We start from the raw sequence: 18939 nt of genomic DNA on the forward strand, positions 1-18939 counted from the left end.
AAGAAGGCACCCGTCGCCAAGAAGGCGAGCGTCGCGCCCAAGAAGGCCACCGCCCGGGTCGAGGGTGCCGCCCCCGCCAAGGCCGTCGTCCACCCGCCGAGCGGTGAGTCGCGCACGGCGCTGGTGCGCCGGGCCCGCCGCATCAACCGCGAGCTCGCCGACGTCTACCCGTACGCCCACCCCGAGCTGGACTTCGACAACCCCTTCCAGCTCGTCGTCGCCACGGTGCTGTCCGCGCAGACCACCGACCTGCGCGTCAACCAGACGACGCCCTCCCTCTTCGCCAGGTACCCCACCCCCGAGGACCTCGCCGCCGCCAACCCGGAGGAGGTGGAGGAGATCCTCCGCCCGTGCGGCTTCTTCCGGGCCAAGACCAAGTCGGTCATAGGGCTCTCCAAGGCCCTGGTGGAGGACTTCGGCGGGGAGGTGCCCGGTCGGCTGGAGGACCTGGTCAAGCTGCCCGGAGTCGGCCGCAAGACCGCGTTCGTCGTGCTCGGCAACGCCTTCGGACGCCCCGGCATCACGGTCGACACGCACTTCCAGCGCCTGGTGCGCCGCTGGCAGTGGACCGCCGAGACCGACCCGGACAAGATCGAGGCCGCGATCGGCGCGCTCTTCCCGAAGAGTGACTGGACGGACCTCTCGCACCACGTCATCTGGCACGGCCGCCGCATCTGCCATGCCCGCAAGCCCGCGTGCGGCGCCTGCCCGATCGCGCCGCTCTGCCCCGCGTACGGGGAGGGCGAGACCGACCCGGAGAAGGCGAAGAAGCTCCTCAAGTACGAGAAGGGCGGCTTCCCTGGCCAGCGGCTGCGGCCTCCGCAGGCCTACCTGGACGCGGGCGGCAGACCGGCCCCGCCCCTGGGGGCCGCATGAGGCACCCGAACAGCGCCGAGCACGGCGACAGGGCGTACCCGAAGAGCGACAGGGCCCGACTGAGGGGTGGCACTGACGGCCCGGGCAGCGGCTGGCCCCTTCCGGGCAGTGGCCGTCCCCTTCCGGGCCGGACCCGTCCGAACCGCGGCAGGGCCCAGGCGATCCGGCGTGCCGGTGATCGCGTGCGCCGGTGCGGGGAGCCGGTGCGACGGCGTGGCGGGGATCGGGCGAGCCGCCGGATGCGTTCCGTGCGCCCTCCCGGCCGCTTCGCGAGCCCCCCGGACGGTGGATCGCGGGCCGTTCCGGAACGATCTCGGGGGTGCCGGGCGTTGGAAGCGGCAGGACGACGGGGGTGGCGATGACGCGGGCGAGCGGCACACAGGGCGGGCCGGTGACGGTGAGCAAGGAAGGCCTGCCCGCCTGGCTGGAGCCGGTGGTGCACGCCGTGGAGACCATCCGGCCGACGCAGCTCAGCCGCTTCCTGCCGCCGGCGGACGGCGCGGGGCGGCAGTCCGCCGTGCTGATCCTCTTCGGGGAGGGCGAGCGCGGGCCCGAGCTGCTCCTCATGGAGCGCGCGAGCTCCCTGCGCGCGCATGCCGGCCAGCCCTCGTTCCCCGGCGGCGCCCTGGACCCGGAGGACGGTGACCCGCGCGGTGACGGCCCGCTGCGCGCCGCCCTGCGCGAGGCGGAGGAGGAGACCGGCCTCGACCCCGCCGGTGTCCAGCTCTTCGGCGTCCTGCCCCGGCTGTACATCCCGGTCAGCGGCTTCGTCGTGACGCCGGTGCTGGGCTGGTGGCGCGAGCCCAGCCCGGTCGGCGTCGTCGATCCGAACGAGACCGCCAGGGTCTTCACCGTCCCCGTGGTGGATCTCACGAATCCGGCGAACAGGGCCACCACGGTCCACCCCAGCGGCCACCGCGGCCCGGCATTCCTGGTCGAATCGGCCCTTGTGTGGGGTTTCACGGCCGGAATCATCGACCGGCTGCTGCACTACGCGGGCTGGGAGCGGCCCTGGGACCCCGAGAAGCAGGTCCCGCTCGACTGGCGCGCATGACAGGGTGGCCTTCGTGAACGTGCTGGACATCTTGTTGCTGGTCGCCGCCGTGTGGTTCGCGGTCGTGGGGTACCGCCAGGGGTTCGTCGTCGGCATCCTGTCGGTGATCGGCTTCCTGGGCGGTGGCCTCGTCGCCGTCTATCTGCTGCCCGTCATCTGGGACGCGCTCACGGACAACGCGGAGGTGAGCACGACCGCGGCCGTCGTGGCGGTCGTCGTCGTCATCGTCTGCGCCTCCGTCGGCCAGGCCCTCACCACCCACCTCGGCAACAAGCTGCGCCGGCACATCACCTGGTCACCGGCCCGGGCGCTGGACGCCACCGGCGGCGCCCTGGTCAACGTCGTGGCGATGCTCCTGGTCGCCTGGCTGATCGGCTCGGCCCTCGCGGGCACGACCCTGCCGACGCTCGGCAAGGAGGTCCGCAACTCCAAGGTGCTGCTCGGCGTCTCGCAGGCGCTGCCGGACCAGGCCGCCACCTGGTTCGCGGACTTCTCCTCCGTCCTCGCGCAGAACGGCTTCCCGCAGGTCTTCAGCCCGTTCGCGAACGAGCCGATCACCGACGTCCAGCCGCCCGACCCGGCCCTGGCGAACAGCCCGGTGGCGACCCGCGCCCAGCGTTCCATCGTCAAGGTGATGGGCACGGCCCCGAGCTGCGGCAAGGTGCTGGAGGGCACCGGCTTCGTCTTCTCCGACCGCCGCGTCATGACCAACGCGCACGTGGTGGGCGGTGTCGACGAGCCCACCGTGCAGATAGGCGGCGAGGGCAGGAAGTACGACGCCAAGGTCGTGCTCTACGACTGGCGGCGCGACATCGCCGTCCTGGACGTGCCGGACCTCGAGGCGCCCGCGCTGCGGTTCACCTCCGGCGACGCGAGCAGCGGCGACAGCGGGATCGTCGCGGGCTTCCCGGAGAACGGCGCGTACGACGTGCGGGCCGCGCGCGTGCGGGGACGCATCACGGCCAACGGCCCGGACATCTACCACCGCGGCACGGTCCGCCGCGACGTGTACTCCCTCTACGCGACCGTCCGCCAGGGCAACTCCGGCGGCCCGCTCCTCACGCCCGACGGCAAGGTCTACGGCGTGGTGTTCGCCAAGTCCCTCGACGACGCCGAGACGGGATACGCGCTGACCGTCGACGAGATCCAGGACGACATCGCCAAGGGCCGCACCGCCACCCAGCAGGTGGGCAGCGACAGCTGCGCGCTCTAGGCGCGGCGCCGGGGCACCGGGCGACGGGGCGGCAGATGACGGCGCGTCACTCGCGCGGGTGACGCCTCAGTCGCGTGTGTGGCGCAGACGTACGGAGACCCAGCGGGCCCGGCGACGGAGGATGCGCGGGATCCCCACCCTGGGATCGGCGGTCACCATCTGCGGTGCACCGCTTCGCTGGTGGGGGTTCGTACCGCTCGCCGAGCGGCGACTGCGGGTTGCGTCACTGTAGTCGTGCGTCCAGCCCATACCCCGACGTGTGCCCCGGCCCCATGGTCGATAACCGCCTCCGGCGGGCCCAATTGGCCTATGCGCCGGGCAAGTGGCCGTTCGTAGGACAAGCGTTCAGACGGGCCGTGCGGGGCGGGGTCGTGCGCTCACCGGTCGGGTTCGGGATCCCGCAGCCAGTTGATGAGCTCGGAGGAGAAGGCGACCGGGTCCTCCTCGTGCGGGAAGTGGCCGAGACCGTCGAACAGCCGCCAGCGGTAGGGGGCTTCGACGTACTCGCCGGAGCCGGCCGCGCTGCGGGTGCGCAGCACGGGGTCGAGCGAGCCGTGCAGATGGAGCGTCGGCACGCGCACCGGCCGCTTCATCCGCCGGTTGAACTGGATGCCGTCCGGACGGGCCAGGGAGCGCACCATCCAGCGGTACGGCTCGACCGCGCAGTGCGCCGCCGAGGGGATGCACATGGCGCGGCGGTAGTTCTCCAGCGCCTCCTCCTCCGGCGGCCGCGGCCCGGACCACTGCTGGATCAGCTCGGCCACCAGCGCCCCGTCGTCGGCGGTGAGCTGACGTTCCGGGATCCAGGGCCGCTGGAACCCCCAGATGTGTGAACCGGCGCGGGTCTGCTTGACGTCCCGCAGCATGGCCGCGCGCCAGCGCCTCGGGTGCGGCATGGAGGCGACCGCCAGCCGCCGCACCAGCTTGGGGCGCATCGTGGCGGCCGTCCACGCCAGGTATCCGCCCAGGTCGTGGCCGACCAGCGCGGCGTCCGGCTCGCCGAGCGAGCGGATGACCCCGGTGACGTCGAGCGCGAGGTTGGCGGGGTCGTAGCCGCGCGGCGTGCGGTCGCTGCCCCCGACGCCGCGCAGGTCCATCGCGACGGCCCGGAAGCCGGCGTCGGCGAGCGCCACCAGCTGGTGCCGCCACGTCCACCAGAACTGCGGGAAACCGTGCAGCAGCAGCACCAGTGGCCCGTCGCCCAGCTCGGCGATGTGGAAGCGGGCGCCGTTGGCGGCGACGTCGCGGTGGCTCCAGGGGCCGTCCAGGAGCACGGCCGAGGCCGGTTGTGCCGGGGCGGGGGCGGGGTCCGTCATGACGACGAGCGTGCCACAGCCTCGATGGCCTCGGGGACCCGGTCCTGGGTGAGCTCCGGACGCGGGTGCGGCTTGGCCTTCTGCAGCACGACCGCGCTCTGCTTCATCGAGGCGGCGACCTTCTGCGGGCCCTTGCCCTTCTTGGCCTTCTTCGCGAAGACCACGCCCACCAGCGCCAGGACGCCCGCGATCAGCACGTTCGCCGCGAAGGACAGCAGGAAGCAGACCGCGAGGTTCCAGTCGCTCCAGGTGCGGATGCCGTACGCCAGGGCGAAGTTCAGCATCGGCAGGGAGAAGATCAGCACCGCGCCGGCCAGCGAGAAGGCGCCGCCGCTGGTGGCGCCGCGCTTGACGTCCTGCTTGAGCTGGGCCTTCGCCAGCGCGATCTCGTCGTGCACCAGCGCCGACATTTCCGCCGTCGCCGAGGCGAACAGCTGGCCGATGCTGCGTTCGGCGCCGACCGGGCTGCCGTCGGGTGCGCTCATCGCGGTCTCCCTCTTCTGCGTACGGTCCGATTTCCGCGTCCTGTGCCTGACTCGCCGCAGTCGTTCGACTGCGTAGGGCCTGACTGCGTACGGTCCCGTCTTTTGTACCGTCTCGTCAGATCATGCCGGACCGTCGCGGTCATCGCCTGCCCCGCCCGGCACTTCGGCAAGCCCGTGGCGCGCGGCTGCCTTCTCCTGGGCGATTCTGCGGTGCTCGGCGGCCTTGCGTTCGTAGCGGTCGGCCAGGCGCAGGTGGTACGCCGGGTCGTCCTCCTCGTAGATGTCCGGGATGCCGTCGGCGTCCTCGTCGCGCTCCTCTTCCTCCCACAGGCGGCGGTACTTGGTGTTGCGGATCTTCAGCAGGACGGTCGCGAGGACCGCGGCGATCAGCGAGCCCATCAACACCGCCGCCTTGACCGCGCCGGTCATGGCCTGGTCGCCGTCGAAGGCCAGTTCCCCGATGAGCAGCGAGACGGTGAAGCCGATGCCGGCGAGGCTCGCCACGGCGAAGACGTCCGCCCATTCGAGGTCCTCGCTGAGCGAGGCCCGGGTGAAACGGGCCGTCAGCCAGGTCCCGCCGAAGATGCCGAGCGCCTTGCCGACGACGAGCCCGAGCACGACTCCGAGGGTCTCCGGCGAGGTGAACACCTTCGCCAGCGCACCACCGGAGATGGCGACACCCGCGCTGAACAGCGCGAACAGCGGTACGGCCAGTCCGGCCGACAGGGGCCGGACGAGGTGCTCGATGCGCTCGCCGGGGGAGTGGTCCTCGCCCTCCCGGCGGTGGCAGCGCAGCATCAGGCCCATGGCGACACCGGCGATGGTGGCGTGGACGCCGCTGTTGTACATCAGCGCCCAGATCACGAGCGCCAGCGGCACGTACACGTACCAGCCGCGTACGCCGCCGCGCAGCAGCAGCCAGAAGACGGCCAGGCCCGCCACGGCACCGCCGAGCGCGGCGAAGTCCAGACCGTCCGTGAAGAACACGGCGATGATCAGGATCGCGAAGAGGTCGTCGACGACGGCGAGGGTGAGCAGGAAGGCCCGCAGCGCGCTCGGCAGGGACGTGCCGATGACCGCGAGCACGGCGAGCGCGAAGGCGATGTCGGTGGCGGTCGGCACGGCCCAGCCGGCCAGGGAGCCGCCGCCGGTGACGCTGGTGAGGGTGTAGACGAGCGCCGGTGCGGCCATGCCGCACAGGGCGGCGACGACCGGGAGCGCGGCGGCTTTCGGGTCGCGCAGATCACCGGCGACGAGTTCGCGCTTGAGTTCGATGCCGGCGACGAAGAAGAAGATGGCGAGCAGTCCGTCGGCGGCCCAGTGCGCGACCGACAGGTCGAGGCCGAGGGCGGCGGGGCCGAAGTGGAAGTGGGCGACGCTCTCGTAGCTGTCGCGCAGTCCGGGGATGTTCGCCCACAGCAGCGCGCCGACCGCGGCGGCCAGCAGCAGCACCCCGCCGACCGTCTCGGTGCGCAGCGCCTCCGCCACGTAGGTCCGCTCGGGGAGCGAGAGCCGTCCGAAGACCTTGCGGGGGGTGCTGGCGCGGGGCTCGGTCACGGGGGAGACCTCCGGTCGGTGGGCAGGACTGAACGCATGCCGACCAGACTTCCCGGCGCACCATGGAGCACTTGTTTTTCTTACCCTAGCTAAGGGTGTGGTCCGACGCATCCCCTGATCTGGGCCGGAGGCGTGCGGAGGGCACCCGGTGGTCTGGCCGCCGGGTGCCCTCCGCGTCGTCCGCCATGCCCGCGGGTGATCAGTCCTCGCTGGGCGCGGCCGGCAGCTTGGCCTGGATGAGGTCCATGACCGTGGAGTCCGTCAGCGTGGTGACGTCACCGAGCTGGCGGTTCTCGGCGACGTCCCGGAGCAGACGCCGCATGATCTTGCCGGAGCGGGTCTTGGGCAGCTCCGCCACCGGCAGGATCCGCTTCGGCTTGGCGATCGGGCCGAGCGTGCTGCCGACGTGCGCGCGCAACTCGTCGACCAGCGTCTCGGTCTCGGCGGCCGTACCGCGCAGGATCACGAACGCGACGATGGCCTGCCCGGTCGTCTCGTCCGCCGCGCCGACCACGGCCGCCTCGGCGACCGAGGGGTGGGAGACCAGCGCGGACTCGACCTCGGTGGTGGAGATGTTGTGCCCGGAGACGAGCATGACGTCGTCGACCCGGCCGAGCAGCCAGATGTCGCCGTCGTCGTCCTTCTTGGCGCCGTCACCGGCGAAGTACCTGCCCTCGAAGCGCGACCAGTACGTGTCGATGAACCGCTGGTCGTCGCCCCAGACGGTGCGCAGCATCGACGGCCACGGCTCGGTCAGCACCAGGTAGCCCCCACCGCCGTTGGGCACCTCGTTGGCCTCGTCGTCGACGACCGTCGCGGAGATGCCGGGCAGCGGCGTCTGCGCGGAGCCGGGCTTGGTGGCGGTCACGCCCGGCAGCGGGGTGATCATCATCGCTCCGGTCTCGGTCTGCCACCAGGTGTCGACGATCGGGGTGCGGTCGCCGCCGATGTTCTTGCGGTACCAGATCCACGCCTCGGGGTTGATCGGCTCGCCCACCGAGCCCAGTACGCGCAGGCTCGACAGGTCGAACTTGGCGGGGATGTCGTCGCCCCACTTCATGAACGTGCGGATCGCGGTCGGCGCCGTGTAGAGGATCGTCACGCCGTACTTCTGGACGATCTCCCAGAAGCGGCCCTGGTGCGGGGTGTCGGGCGTGCCCTCGTACATGACCTGCGTCGCGCCGTTGGCCAGCGGCCCGTAGACGATGTACGAGTGGCCGGTGACCCAGCCGACGTCGGCCGTGCACCAGTAGACGTCGGTCTCCGGCTTGAGGTCGAAGACGGCGTGGTGGGTGTAGGCGGTCTGGGTGAGGTAGCCGCCGGAGGTGTGCAGGATGCCCTTCGGCTTCCCCGTGGTGCCCGAGGTGTAGAGGATGAACAGCGGGTGCTCGGCGCCGAACGCCTGCGGGGTGTGCTCCGCGCTCTGCCGGCCCACCAGGTCGTGCCACCACACGTCGCGGCCCTCGGTGAAGGCGACCTCCTGGCCCGTGCGGCGGACGACCAGGACGTGGTCGACGTTGCCCGCCTTCGCCACGGCCTCGTCCACGGCCGGCTTGAGCGCGGACGGCTTGCCGCGCCGGTAGCCGCCGTCGGAGGTGATGACCACGCGCGCGTCGGCGTCCTGGATACGGGTGGCGAGCGCGTCCGAGGAGAACCCGCCGAAGACGACCGAGTGGGCGGCGCCGATCCGGGCGCAGGCCAGCATCGCGATCGCCGTCTCGGGGATCATCGGCATGTAGACGGCGACCCGGTCCCCGGCCTGAACTCCCAGCTCCAGCAGGGCGTTGGCCGCCCTGGAGACCTCGTCCTTGAGTTCGGCGTAGGTGATCGCGCGGCTGTCGCCGGGCTCGCCCTCGAAGTGGATGGCGACCCGGTCGCCGTGCCCGGCCTCCACGTGCCGGTCGACGCAGTTGTAGGCGACGTTGAGCTCGCCGTCCTTGAACCACTTGGCGAACGGCGGGTTCGACCAGTCGAGCGTCTCGGTGGGCTCCTTGGCCCACGTCAGCCGACGGGCCTGCTCGGCCCAGAAGCCGAGCCTGTCAGCCTTGGCCTGTTCATACGCCTCCGCGGTGACGTTGGCGTTCGCGGCCAGGTCGGCGGGGGGTGCGAACCTGCGCTCTTCCTTGAGCAGGTTGGCCAGGCTTTCGTTGCTCACGGCATCTGCCTTTCCCAGGGTGTCCGTTGTGTCCCAGGCCACAGCTCATCAGACCCGGGGGTGCGATGACAAGGGCCGACCGCCGATTGGTTTAGACCTGTCCGGCGGTGGTGTCGGCGGCCGGGGTCATCCGTACCCACGGACGCCGACCAGGGAAAGTTCAGCGGATGTAACGGGGGTCACGCGGTGGGTGCCGGGTGGGTGGGGCCCGAGTCCCGGCCCCGAGTCCCGGCCCCGAGTCCCGGCCCCGAGTCCCGGCCCCGAGTCCCGGCCCCGAGTCCCGGCCCCGAGTCCCGGCCCCGAGTCCCGGCCCCGGGTCCCGGGGCCCCGGGTCTGGCGCGGCAGGGTGGGCGTCCCCGTGGTGAGGGGGCCGCCCACCCTGCCCAACTGGCGCTGCCCGGCTGGCCGGCTCGCGCCGGTCACCGGCAGACGGCTCACGCCGTCAGGTCTGCCTCCCGCACCCGGTCGAAGGCGCCGCCGCCGTCCGGGTCGGTGAGCAGGTACGACTCGGCCTCGCCCACGTGGAAGTACATCCCGTGCAGCTCCAGCCTGCCCTCCTCGAGAGCCCGGGCAACCGAGTCGTGGGCGCGCAGGTGCTCCAGTTGCTGGACCACGTTGATCAGGCAGAGCTGCTCGACCGGGTCCTCGGGCGCGCGGCCGGCCAGGCTGCCCCAGGGCCGGCTGCCGTCGGCCATGCGCTCCACGCTGGGACGTCCGTGCCGCAGCCACCGCTCCAGGGGGGTCCGGGTGTTTCCGGGTTCGGAGCCCAGCAGTGCCTGCATGGCGCCGCAGCCCGAGTGCCCGCACACCGTGATGGACCGTACGCCCAGCACGTCCACGGCGTACTCGATCGCGGCCGCCACGGAGTCGTCGCCGCTCTCCTCACCCGGGCACGGGACGAGGTTGCCCACGTTGCGCACGACGAACAGGTCGCCCGGACCACTGGAGGTGATCATCGATGTGACCAGTCGTGAGTCGGCGCAGGTCAGGAAGAGCTGCGACGGCCGCTGTCCCTCGCGCGCCAGCCGGGCCAGCTCAGTGCGCACCAGGGGCGCGGTGTTGCGCTGGAAGGCGCTGATGCCGCGCGCCAGATCGTCCCCACGGCCGGCGCCGGTGCCCGCGGCATCCGGTTCGGGGCCGTCCGACCCGTCCGCGTTCTTCTCGTGCGGGGGTGTGGACTGGGGGCCTTCGCACTGGTGGTTGCGCCAGGCCGTCCAGGGCCGGCAACGGCAGTCGGCGATGGCGGAGGGTTCGGAGATGCGCGTGCCGGGATGCCTGCCGGTGATCTCGACGGTGCCGCCCTGCGCGCTGTGCGTCTTCTGCCAGTCCTGCAGCGTCTCGTACGCCGCGTGGTCCATGAACGACCCGTCGAGTTCGACGACGGTGTCCGCACCCTGGGGCACGAGATGCAGGGCCCGGCTGAGCCGCGGCACCGCGAGGAACGTCAACTGGCCTCTGACGTGTACGTGGTGGACTCCTTCCCTCTCGTCGTGCGTGATGCGGGTGCGGGTGAGGCGGTGCAGGGCGACGGCCACGGCCATGGCGATGCCCAGGGCGACGCCCTGGAGGACGCCGAGGGAGACCACGCCCAGGGTCGTGACGGCGTAGACCCATACCTCTCGGTGGCGCGTGACCGTGCGGATGTGGTTCAGGGACACCATCTGGATGCCGACGGACATCACCAGGGCGGCGAGCGAGGCGAGCGGGATGAGCTCCAGGAGGGGGACCATCAGCAGCGTGGCGACCACTACGAGAACGCCGTGCAGCATCGTGGAGTTCCGGCTCACCGCACCCGCGTTCACGTTCGCCGTCGTCCGCACTGCCACGCCGGCGATGGGCAGGCCGCCGAGCGAGCCGGAGACGATGTTGGCGGCGCCCTGCCCGAGCAGCTCCCGGTCGAGGTCGGAGCGTCCGACTCCGGCGGGCAGACCGGGGCGCCCGGCCACCAGCTTGTCCACGGCAACCGCTCCGAGCAGCGACTGCACGCTGCACACCAGCGTGGTGGTCAACACGGCGGCGACGAGGCCGAGTACGGGGCCCTCGGGCAGTCCGGCCAGGGCGTGGTTGCTCCAGGACGGCAGGTCGACCTTGGGCAGGCGCAGTCCGGCCAGGGCGGCGGCCGCGGTGGCTCCGGCGACCGCGATGAGCGCGGCCGGGATCTTGCGCAGCAGACGCCCGGCCCGCCCGGGCAGTCTCGGCCAGAGCAGCAGCAGCGCCAGCGTCAGCGCGCTGACCGACACCGACGCGGGGCGCATCTGCGCCAACTGGGCGGGCAGCGCGCGCAGGTTGTCCGGGACGGAGCTCTGCGGGGTCCCGCCGAGCACGATGTGCAGCTGGGCGACGGCGATGGTGACACCGATGCCGGCGAGCATGCCGTGCACGATGGCGGGGCTGACGGCCAGGGCGCCACGAGCCACGCGCAGGCATCCGAGCCCGAGTTGGGCGAGGCCGGCGAGGACGGTGATGGCGCAGGTCGTCCGCCAGCCGTAGCGCTGGATGAGGTCGGCGGTGACGACGGTGAGCCCGGCGGCGGGGCCGCTCACCTGGAGCGGGGAGCCGCCGAGCCGCCCGGCGACGAGTCCGCCCACGGCGGCGGCGACGAGGCCGGCCTGGAGCGGGGCGCCGGTGGCCAGGGCGATGCCCAGGGACAGGGGCAGGGCGATCAGGAAGACCGCGATCGAGGCCGACACGTCGGCACCCGCGATGCGGAAGCGGCGGGGGCCGGCCGACGGCGGGCTGTGGGGTGGATGAGTGCGCTCGGTTCGGTTCGGGTCGGCGGCACGTGTGGGGACGCAGGCTGACATGGTTTCCCGTCTCCTCCGGGGCTGCGCGGTCGCGTGACCGGGGTCCCGCTCGGGGCGGGGATCGGTCACGGCCGTGGGTCACGGCGTATTTCGGCGGGAGAAATCAACGCTCGGTAAACGGATCGTAATGCAGGGTAAAGGCTGAGCATAGACATTACGGGCAAATGGGCGCATAAATCACCCTGAAGGGTGAAGTGGCTATTCCATCGGCTTGTCGTACTAATTCCTTCTCCGTCCCGTGCGACTTTGGCGGCGCTGTCGGCACCCGAGAGAAGGAAGAAGGTGGACGGAACATGGCCGCCACCCACAGGATCGCCGCGGGCTCCGTGATCGCCGCGGTCTGCGCCGCGTCGCTCGCCGGTTGCGCGATCGGCACCCCCCGCCAAGCCGCCCCCGAGCCCTCCAAGGCGAAGCCCGCCCAGGCCCCGAAGAGCATGGTCCGGCTGATCGGGGACGGCTCCACCGCCTACACCGGCGCCCAGCCCCACCTGCCCAGACCGGAGCGGCTGCGGCCCGGTCAGAAGCCCCCGCAGTTCGTGGTGTTCTCCTGGGACGGCGCCGGTGAGGACAGCCAGAAGCTGTTCTCCCACTTCCGCAAGGTCGCCCGGGAGAACAACGCGACCATGACGTACTTCCTGAGCGGCGTGTACCTGCTGCCGGAGGAGAAGCGGGACCTGTACCGGCCGCCCCAGCACTCCCCGGGCCGCTCCGACATCGGCTTCAACGACCGCCGCGGCATCGCCGCCACCGTGAAACAGCTGCGCCTGGCGTGGCTGGAGGGCAACGAGATCGGCACCCACTTCAACGGCCACTTCTGCGGCAGTGGTGGCGGGGTCGGCGAGTGGTCGGTGAACGACTGGAAGGACGAGATCGACCAGGCCAAGCAGTTCGTGAAGACCTGGAAGTCCAACACCGGCTTGAAGAACGCCCCGCCACTGCCCTTCGACTACGACAAGGAGCTCATCGGCGCCCGCACCCCCTGTCTCGAAGGCCAGCGCAACTTCATGAAGGCGGCCCGCGACCTGGGCTTCCGCTACGACACGAGCGGCGTCACCGACCAGGTCTGGCCCAAGCGCAAGCAGGGCCTGTGGGACCTGTCCATGCAGCTGGTCCCGTTCCCCGGCCACTCCTTCGAGCAGCTCACCATGGACTACAACTTCATGGTCAACCAGTCGGGCACCACCACCCAGGGCGACCCCGCCATGCACGGCTTCTGGGGCGACCAGATGCGCGACGGCCTTCTCCAGGGCTTCCAGCGGGCCTATGACGGCAACCGCGCACCGCTGATCATCGGCAACCACTTCGAGTCCTGGAACGGCGGCACCTACATGCGGGCCGTCGAGGAGGTCATCGAGACGGTGTGCACCAAGGAGGAGGTGCGTTGCGTGTCGTTCCGGCAGCTCGTGGACTGGCTCGACGCCCAGGACCCGGCCACGCTGGAGAAGCTGCGCACCCTGAAGGTGGGCGAGGCGCCCGAGCAGGGCTGGGCGTCCTTCCTGGCGGGACGGCCCGCCCCGGCCCCGAAGGGTGTGCCGGGCGCTCCGGCGGCGAAGCCGTAGCGGGGAAGGGAGGCCGGGTGGCCGTGCCCGGCACACGCGCGCGTGCCGTGCCCGGCACCGCACGCGCGCGTGAAGCCGGCCACTCCGCCGCAAGGCGGAGCCCCGGGGTGCGTAGGGTCGTACTCATGAGTACAGCAGGCGCGACCGCCGATCCCCTCGCGGCCCTGGGTGCCTTGCCCGGAGTGGCCGATTCCGTGGAGTCCGTGCGCAAGGCCGTGGACCGGGTCTACGGGCACCGGATCATGCGGCGACGCAGCAACGCCATCACCTCCGAGGCCGCCCTGCGCGGTGCCCGCGGCTCGGCGGCGCTGTCCGGCGCGGACTGGGCCCTGGAGGAGGTGCGGCGGCGCACGGACTTCAGCGGCGACGACGAGGCCCGCACCGTCGGCGCCGCGCTGCGCCTGACCGCGGAGGCGGGCCAGCTGCTGTCGATCTGGCGGCAGTCACCCCTGCGGGTGCTGGCCCGGCTGCACCTGGTGGCGGCCGCCGACCAGGCCGACCAGGTGGGCCGGCCCCGGCAGGAGGGCGAGCCGGTCGACGAGCCGCTGGTCTCCCTGCCGCTGCCGAGCGCGGCCGAGGCGCACGGCCGGCTGGAAGGGCTGGCGGAGCTGATCATGGCGGGCGGCTCCGCACCCGCCCTGGTCACGGCCGCCGTCGTGCACGGCGAGCTCCTCGCCCTGCGCTCCTTCACGTCCCACAACGGCCTGATCGCGCGTACGGCCGAGCGGATCGTCCTGGTCGGCAGCGGCCTGGACCCGAAGTCGGTCTGCCCGGCCGAGGTCGGTTACGCCGAGCTGGGCCGCGACGCCTACCTGAAGGCCCTCGACGGGTACGTCTCCGGCACCCCGGAGGGCATGGCCGCCTGGATCGCCCACTGCGGCAGGGCGGTCGAACTGGGAGCGCGCGAGTCCACGGCGGTGTGCGAGGCACTCCAGCGCGGAGCGGCCTGAACCTCAGCCCATACGAAGATGCGGCGGTACGAGTTCTCGTACCGCCGCTGGCATGAGCACCGGGTTACCAAGCGTCCTCGATATATGCCCATCAGGCCGGGAACTTCGCCCGTCACCTGGTGCGGCTGGCCCGTAATCGACGGGTCGACGTCGCGTGGGTGCCCGGTGTTCATGCTCGGTCCGTGGGGCCGGATGCGTTGTGAAGGTGATCCTCTCGGATGTCCTTGGTCTCGCGGGCCGTTGGTTCCTTTGTACTCCTGCCCCCGGGCCAGCGGAAGTCGGGACCGCACTTCTTTACTTTCAGGCGCGAACCGGACTTGGCGCGGCCACGGGGCGCGTGCTCTCAGGCGACCGTGGCGCGGCGCCGGCTGGCGTACCAGACCAGTCCCGCGGTGGCCGCCGCCGCGCCTATCGCGGCGACCGCGACGAGGGCCGGCCGGGGCGGCACCGAGAACGCGGGAAGGCGCTGCTTGAGCCGGACCGGACGGTGGAAGTCCAGAATCGGCCAGCCCCGCGCGAGCGCCTCGCGACGCAGCGCGCGGTCCGGGTTCACGGCGTGGGGGTGGCCGACGGACTCCAGCATGGGCACGTCGGTCGCCGAGTCGCTGTAGGCGTAGCAGCGGCTGAGGTCGTAGCCCTCGGACTCGGCGAGCTCCCTGACGGCCTCGGCCTTCGTCGGGCCGTACGCGTAGTACTCCACCTCGCCGGTGAAGCAGCCGTCGTCGCCCACGACCATGCGGGTCGCCACCACCCGGTCCGCGCCGAGCAGCTCGCCGATCGGCTCGACGACCTCCGCGCCCGACGTGGACACGATCACGACGTCGCGGCCGGCGGTGTGGTGCTCCTCGATGAGGGAGGCGGCCTCGTCATAGATGATCGGGTCGATCAGGTCGTGCAGCGTCTCGGCCACGATCTCCTTGACCTGCCGCACGTTCCAGCCGCGGCACAGCGCGGACAGGTAGGCGCGCATCCGCTCCATCTGGTCGTGGTCGGCGCCGCCGGCCAGGAAGACGAACTGGGCATATGCGGTGCGCAAGACGGCCCTGCGGTTGATCAGACCGCCTTGGTAGAACGACTTGCTGAAGGTGAGCGTGCTCGACTTCGCAATGACCGTCTTGTCCAGGTCAAAGAAGGCCGCTGTGCGGGGCAAGGAGTGGTTTTCCACGCCCTTGAGCATAGGGGCAGCCCATTCGGCGTAAGGTGGGGCGCGTGGGTTTGCCTGAGAGGGCTCTCGGGTACACCATGGAAGTCACGGATCGTTCGCGACCGTGCTAACCCGGCCCGACTCCTCCCCCCCCGAGTCGGCCGTGGGGACGACCCCCGCTCTCCCCCCCGGCGGGGGTCGTCGCATGTCCGGATGGGTTTTCTCCTTCTTCTCGCGGCCTGAGTGCCGCTCTCGGGGCGGCTGTGGCCGCCCCTTTCTCATCTCCATGATCCGTCACTCTGTGTAGCGGCCGGGCTCCTCTGTGGACTGCCCTGTGGACGGCTCCGTGGATCTCGCACAGAGCGTCTGAGGCGGTCACCGGTATGGGTGACGGCGATATTCACAACCCCCGGGGCATCCACAGTTTTCCACCAAGATCCACACGATTTCCGGGATCGCTGCACCGTGATTCCAGCGCACCTCGCTCGTGGCCGGTTCACGGCTGGTTCCGATTGCCGGAGTGCGTTCGGCCGGTTTCCGCCGGCCGGTCAAAGGGAGGCCGCTCCGCCGGTACTTCCCACGTTCGGGAATCGCGGGGCCACAGGGGTCGCGCGAGTCGAGCAGCGAAGGGGGATGGACACCGTGGCCGGAACCGTCACACACGATCCGCCGCCGGCCGCCGGAGGGCGGCAGGGCGGACCGCTGATCGTCACCGAGGACAGTGAACTCCTCGACGACCTGCTGCGCCTGTGCGCCGCGGCGGGCGCCACACCGGAGGTGCACCACGGGGTGCCCGAGCGCAGAGGCAGCTGGGAGGCCGCGCCGCTGGTCCTGGTGGGCGACGACGCCGCGCGGCGGGTCCGCGGGGCGGCGCGCCGAAGGGGCGTGGTTCTGGTCGGGCGGGACCAGGACGACTCGGGGGTGTGGCGGCGGGCCGTCGAGATCGGCGCCGAGCACGTGTTGATGCTGCCCGACGGCGAGCAGTGGCTGGTCGACCGGATCGCCGACGTGGCCGAGGGCGTCGGCCGGCCCGCCCTCACCGTGGGGGTGATCGGCGGCCGGGGCGGCGCCGGAGCGTCCACGCTCGCGTGCGCCCTCGCCGTCACCTCCGCGCGGGAGGGGCTGCGCACCCTTCTCGTGGACGCCGATCCGCTGGGTGGCGGACTCGACGTACTCCTCGGCGGTGAGACGGCCGAGGGGCTGCGCTGGCCCGCGTTCGCGTCCTCGCGCGGACGGGTCGGCGGAGGCGCCCTGGAGGAGTCGCTGCCCGAGCTGCACTCGCTGCGGGTGCTCAGCTGGGACCGCGGCGACCGGATCGCCGTGCCGCCGCAGGCGGTGCGCGCGGTGCTGGCGGCGGCCCGGCGCCGGGGCGGTGCCGTCGTGGTCGACCTGCCGCGCCGCATCGACGACGGGGTTGCCGAGGTGCTCGGCCAGCTCGACGTCGGTGTGCTGGTGGTGCCCGCCGAGCTGCGGGCCGTCGCGGCCGCGGGCCGGGTGGCCTCCGCGGTCGGCATGGTCCTGCGGGACCTGCGGGTGGCCGTGCGCGGGCCGTATCCGCCGGGGCTCGACGACCGGGAGGTGGCCCGGCTGCTGGGACTGCCCCTCGTCGGCGAGGTGCCGGTGGACCCGGGGCTGCTGCGCCCGGAGGGGGGCACGGCACCGCCGGGTGCCCGCCCCCGTGGACCGCTCGCCCGGTTCTGCAAGGACTTCTGGGAGCGGGCGCTCGTCGAGGCGGGTGCGGCATGAGCACCATGGCCGGCCCGGAGGGCGGGGAACTGCTGGACGGGGTGCGGCGGTGGCTGGCCGAGAGCGGCGCCGAACCGACCCCCGCGCGCGTGGCGCAGGCCCTGCGCGAACAGGGGCGGGTGCTGGGGGACGCAGAGGTCCTGGGAGCGGCCTCGCGGCTGCGATCCGAGCTGGTCGGCAGCGGGCCGCTGGAACCGCTGCTCGCCGATCCGTCGGTGACGGACGTGCTGGTGTCGGGCCCGGACCGGGTCTGGGTGGACCGGGGCGGCGGCCTGGAGCTGACGTCCGTGCGGTTCGCCGACGCGGCGGCCGTACGGCGGCTCGCCCAGCGGCTGGCCGCCGTGGCCGGACGCCGGCTGGACGACGCCCGCCCGTGGGTCGACGCCCGGCTGCCCGACGGGACCCGGCTGCACGCGGTGCTGCCGCCGGTGGCGGTGGACTGCGCCTGCCTTGCGCTGCGGGTCGTGCGGCCGCGTGCCTTCACGCTGGGCGAGCTCGTCGCGGCAGGTACGGTCCCGCCGGGCGGCGACCGCGTCCTGCGCGCGCTGCTCGACGCGCGCCTGTCCTTCCTGGTCAGCGGCGGCACGGGCACCGGCAAGACGACTTTGCTGAGCGCCCTGCTGGGACTCGCCGGGCCGGACGAGCGCATCGTCCTCGCCGAGGACTCGGCGGAACTGCGGCCGGATCATCCGCACGTCGTGCGGCTGGAGACGAGACCCGCCAACCAGGAGGGCGCGGGCCTGGTCACCCTAGAGGACCTGGTGCGGCAGGCGCTGCGGATGAGACCCGACCGGCTGGTCGTGGGCGAGGTGCGCGGACCCGAAGTGGTGCACCTGCTGGCCGCGTTGAACACCGGTCACGAGGGCGGCTGCGGGACGGTGCACGCCAACGCCGCCGCCCAGGTGCCGGCCCGGCTGGAGGCGCTCGGCACGGCTGCCGGGCTCGACCGGGCCGCGCTGCACAGCCAGGTGGCTGCCGCCCTCTCCGTGGTGCTGCACCTCGTGCGCGACCGGGCGGGGCGGCGGCGGATCGCCGAGGTGCACGTGCTGGAACGGAACTCCACGGGCCTGGTGCGGACGGTGCCGGCGCTGCGGTGGGGCGAGTCGGCCTTCGTCCGGGAGCGGGGCTGGGAGCGGCTGCGGGGGCTGCTCCGAGGTGAGGGAAGCGAGCCGGTCGCGGACGGGACGAGGGAGGCGGGTTATGACGGGCGCGGCTGAGATGTCCGTGGGCGCGGCCGTGGCGTGCATGGGAGCGGCGGTGTGGCTGCTGGGCGAGCGGGACTCGGCGGCGCGACGGGCGCGCCTGCTGCTCGCGAGCGGCGCAACCGCCGGGAGCGAGCCACGGCTCGGACCCCGGTGGACGGCCGAGGCGCTGCGGCAGGTCTCCGGGCGGCTGCCGGCCGAGTGGTGGTCGCCGGTGGCCGGGCTGGTGCTGGCGGTGCTCGGGGCGTCGGTACTGCCGATCGTGCTGGGCGCGGCCGGGGTGCCGCTGCTGCGCAGGGCCCGGCTGGCAGGCCGGGCGCGGCGGGACCGGGATGCGCGGGCCGACGCCGTGATCGCGCTGTGCGGGGCGCTGGCCGGGGAGGTACGGGCCGGCCGTCAGCCGGGTGAGGCACTGCTGCGGGCCGCGCGGGACTGCGGGGGCCTCGCGGACGCGCAGGCGACGGTCCTGGCGGCGGCGCGCTTCGGCGGCGACGTGCCGGAGGCGCTCGCGACGGCGGCACGGCAGCCGGGTGCCGAAGGGCTGCGGGGACTCGCGGCGTGCTGGCGGGTGGCCGTGGACCAGGGCGCCGGGCTCGCGGCCGGACTCGACCGGCTGGCCACCGCGCTGCGCGCCGAACGGGACCAACGCTCCGACCTGAGAGCCCAGTTGGCCGGTGCCCGGGCCACGGCGGTGATGCTCGCCGGCCTGCCGGCCCTGGGCCTCCTCATCGGCACGACTCTCGGCGCCGACCCGCTCCACGTCCTGCTGCACACCCCGGCGGGCCTGGGCTGCCTGCTCGCCGGAGGCGCGCTGGAGGGCCTGGGGGTGTGGTGGGTGCTGCGGATCGTGCGGGGGGCGGAGGAGGCGGTGTGAGCGG

At 72.7% G+C, this 18939-nt stretch carries 15 protein-coding genes; 8 read left to right on the forward strand and 7 right to left on the reverse strand.

Annotated elements, in window-relative coordinates; translation table 11 throughout:
* From nth to RIN80_RS19435, 3 genes are all read left to right on the forward strand, one after another.
* The coding region (gene nth / locus RIN80_RS19425; protein WP_309096883.1) for an endonuclease III at window positions 1–876 on the forward strand (876 nt) is incomplete at its 5' end.
* Window positions 877–1234: 358 nt separating this feature from the next.
* On the forward strand, window positions 1235–1930 hold the full coding sequence (locus tag RIN80_RS19430; protein WP_309096884.1) for a CoA pyrophosphatase: 696 nt from the start codon (window positions 1235–1237) through the stop codon (window positions 1928–1930).
* Window positions 1931–1943: 13 nt separating this feature from the next.
* Window positions 1944–3143, forward strand: coding sequence for a MarP family serine protease (locus tag RIN80_RS19435; RefSeq protein ID WP_309096885.1), 1200 nt, complete (start codon window positions 1944–1946; stop codon window positions 3141–3143).
* Window positions 3144–3209: 66 nt separating this feature from the next.
* Here RIN80_RS19435 and RIN80_RS19440 read toward each other — a convergent pair whose 3' ends face one another.
* The 6 genes from RIN80_RS19440 to RIN80_RS19465 form a co-directional block, all read right to left on the reverse strand.
* Entirely contained in the window at window positions 3210–3392 is a 183-nt protein-coding gene (locus RIN80_RS19440) for a hypothetical protein (RefSeq protein ID WP_309096886.1), read from the reverse strand.
* Between the two features lie 128 nt (window positions 3393–3520).
* Window positions 3521–4459 carry an alpha/beta hydrolase gene (locus tag RIN80_RS19445; protein WP_309096887.1) on the reverse strand — a complete coding sequence of 313 codons (939 nt, stop codon included), beginning with the start codon at window positions 4457–4459 and terminating at the stop codon, window positions 3521–3523.
* On the reverse strand, window positions 4456–4944 hold the full coding sequence (locus RIN80_RS19450) for a phage holin family protein (protein WP_309096888.1): 489 nt from the start codon (window positions 4942–4944) through the stop codon (window positions 4456–4458). Before RIN80_RS19450 ends, RIN80_RS19445 begins: the two co-directional genes overlap by 4 nt.
* Before the next feature lie 120 nt (window positions 4945–5064).
* Window positions 5065–6501: a Na+/H+ antiporter NhaA gene (gene nhaA / locus RIN80_RS19455; protein ID WP_309096889.1), complete on the reverse strand. Its 1437-nt coding sequence runs from the start codon at window positions 6499–6501 to the stop codon at window positions 5065–5067.
* A 199-nt stretch (window positions 6502–6700) separates the two neighbouring features.
* Entirely contained in the window at window positions 6701–8656 is a 1956-nt protein-coding gene (acs, locus tag RIN80_RS19460; protein ID WP_309096890.1) for an acetate--CoA ligase, read from the reverse strand.
* A gap of 434 nt (window positions 8657–9090) precedes the next feature.
* Complete coding sequence (locus tag RIN80_RS19465; RefSeq protein ID WP_309096891.1) at window positions 9091–11460, reverse strand: SulP family inorganic anion transporter; 2370 nt, start codon at window positions 11458–11460, stop codon at window positions 9091–9093.
* A 293-nt stretch (window positions 11461–11753) separates the two neighbouring features.
* On the opposite strand from RIN80_RS19465, the gene RIN80_RS19470 reads away from it, so the two are divergent.
* Together RIN80_RS19470 and RIN80_RS19475 are read left to right on the forward strand one after the other, a co-directional pair.
* Window positions 11754–13019 carry a hypothetical protein gene (locus RIN80_RS19470; RefSeq protein ID WP_309096892.1) on the forward strand — a complete coding sequence of 422 codons (1266 nt, stop codon included), beginning with the start codon at window positions 11754–11756 and terminating at the stop codon, window positions 13017–13019.
* A gap of 125 nt (window positions 13020–13144) precedes the next feature.
* Window positions 13145–13969, forward strand: a complete 825-nt coding sequence (locus tag RIN80_RS19475; protein WP_309096893.1) for an oxidoreductase — start codon at window positions 13145–13147, stop codon at window positions 13967–13969.
* Between the two features lie 343 nt (window positions 13970–14312).
* Here RIN80_RS19475 and RIN80_RS19480 read toward each other — a convergent pair whose 3' ends face one another.
* Window positions 14313–15146 carry an HAD-IB family hydrolase gene (locus RIN80_RS19480; protein WP_309096894.1) on the reverse strand — a complete coding sequence of 278 codons (834 nt, stop codon included), beginning with the start codon at window positions 15144–15146 and terminating at the stop codon, window positions 14313–14315.
* A 600-nt stretch (window positions 15147–15746) separates the two neighbouring features.
* On the opposite strand from RIN80_RS19480, the gene ssd reads away from it, so the two are divergent.
* Genes ssd through RIN80_RS19495 form a run of 3 tightly spaced genes read left to right on the forward strand, consistent with a single transcriptional unit; the run spans window position 15747 to window position 18935 of the window.
* Window positions 15747–16859, forward strand: a complete 1113-nt coding sequence (gene ssd, locus RIN80_RS19485; RefSeq protein WP_309096895.1) for a septum site-determining protein Ssd — start codon at window positions 15747–15749, stop codon at window positions 16857–16859.
* Window positions 16856–18076 (forward strand): TadA family conjugal transfer-associated ATPase, encoded by a 1221-nt coding sequence (locus RIN80_RS19490; protein ID WP_309096896.1) that lies wholly within the window; start codon window positions 16856–16858, stop codon window positions 18074–18076. The genes ssd and RIN80_RS19490 overlap by 4 nt, the downstream gene beginning before the upstream one ends.
* The gene (locus tag RIN80_RS19495) at window positions 18060–18935 is read left to right on the forward strand and encodes a type II secretion system F family protein (RefSeq protein ID WP_309096897.1); all 876 of its coding nucleotides are present in this window, start codon (window positions 18060–18062) and stop codon (window positions 18933–18935) included. The genes RIN80_RS19490 and RIN80_RS19495 overlap by 17 nt, the downstream gene beginning before the upstream one ends.
* Window positions 18936–18939 lie beyond the last annotated feature (4 nt).

It is taken from the genome of Streptomyces sp., assembly GCF_031181705.1.
GTDB lineage: Bacteria > Actinomycetota > Actinomycetes > Streptomycetales > Streptomycetaceae > Streptomyces.

Excerpts from the sequence above, each read along its gene's own strand:
- RIN80_RS19430 (WP_309096884.1), top strand. The coding sequence starts at position 1,235 with ATGACGCGGGCGAGCGGCACACAGGGCGGGCCGGTGACGGTGAGCAAG.
- RIN80_RS19450 (WP_309096888.1), bottom strand. The coding sequence starts at position 4,944 with ATGAGCGCACCCGACGGCAGCCCGGTCGGCGCCGAACGCAGCATCGGC.
- RIN80_RS19465 (WP_309096891.1), bottom strand. The coding sequence starts at position 11,460 with ATGTCAGCCTGCGTCCCCACACGTGCCGCCGACCCGAACCGAACCGAG.
- ssd (WP_309096895.1), top strand. The coding sequence starts at position 15,747 with ATGGACACCGTGGCCGGAACCGTCACACACGATCCGCCGCCGGCCGCC.
- RIN80_RS19445 (WP_309096887.1), bottom strand. The coding sequence starts at position 4,459 with ATGACGGACCCCGCCCCCGCCCCGGCACAACCGGCCTCGGCCGTGCTC.
- RIN80_RS19495 (WP_309096897.1), top strand. The coding sequence starts at position 18,060 with ATGACGGGCGCGGCTGAGATGTCCGTGGGCGCGGCCGTGGCGTGCATG.
- RIN80_RS19490 (WP_309096896.1), top strand. The coding sequence starts at position 16,856 with ATGAGCACCATGGCCGGCCCGGAGGGCGGGGAACTGCTGGACGGGGTG.
- RIN80_RS19440 (WP_309096886.1), bottom strand. The coding sequence starts at position 3,392 with ATGGGCTGGACGCACGACTACAGTGACGCAACCCGCAGTCGCCGCTCG.
- RIN80_RS19470 (WP_309096892.1), top strand. The coding sequence starts at position 11,754 with ATGGCCGCCACCCACAGGATCGCCGCGGGCTCCGTGATCGCCGCGGTC.
- RIN80_RS19475 (WP_309096893.1), top strand. The coding sequence starts at position 13,145 with ATGAGTACAGCAGGCGCGACCGCCGATCCCCTCGCGGCCCTGGGTGCC.
- RIN80_RS19480 (WP_309096894.1), bottom strand. The coding sequence starts at position 15,146 with ATGCTCAAGGGCGTGGAAAACCACTCCTTGCCCCGCACAGCGGCCTTC.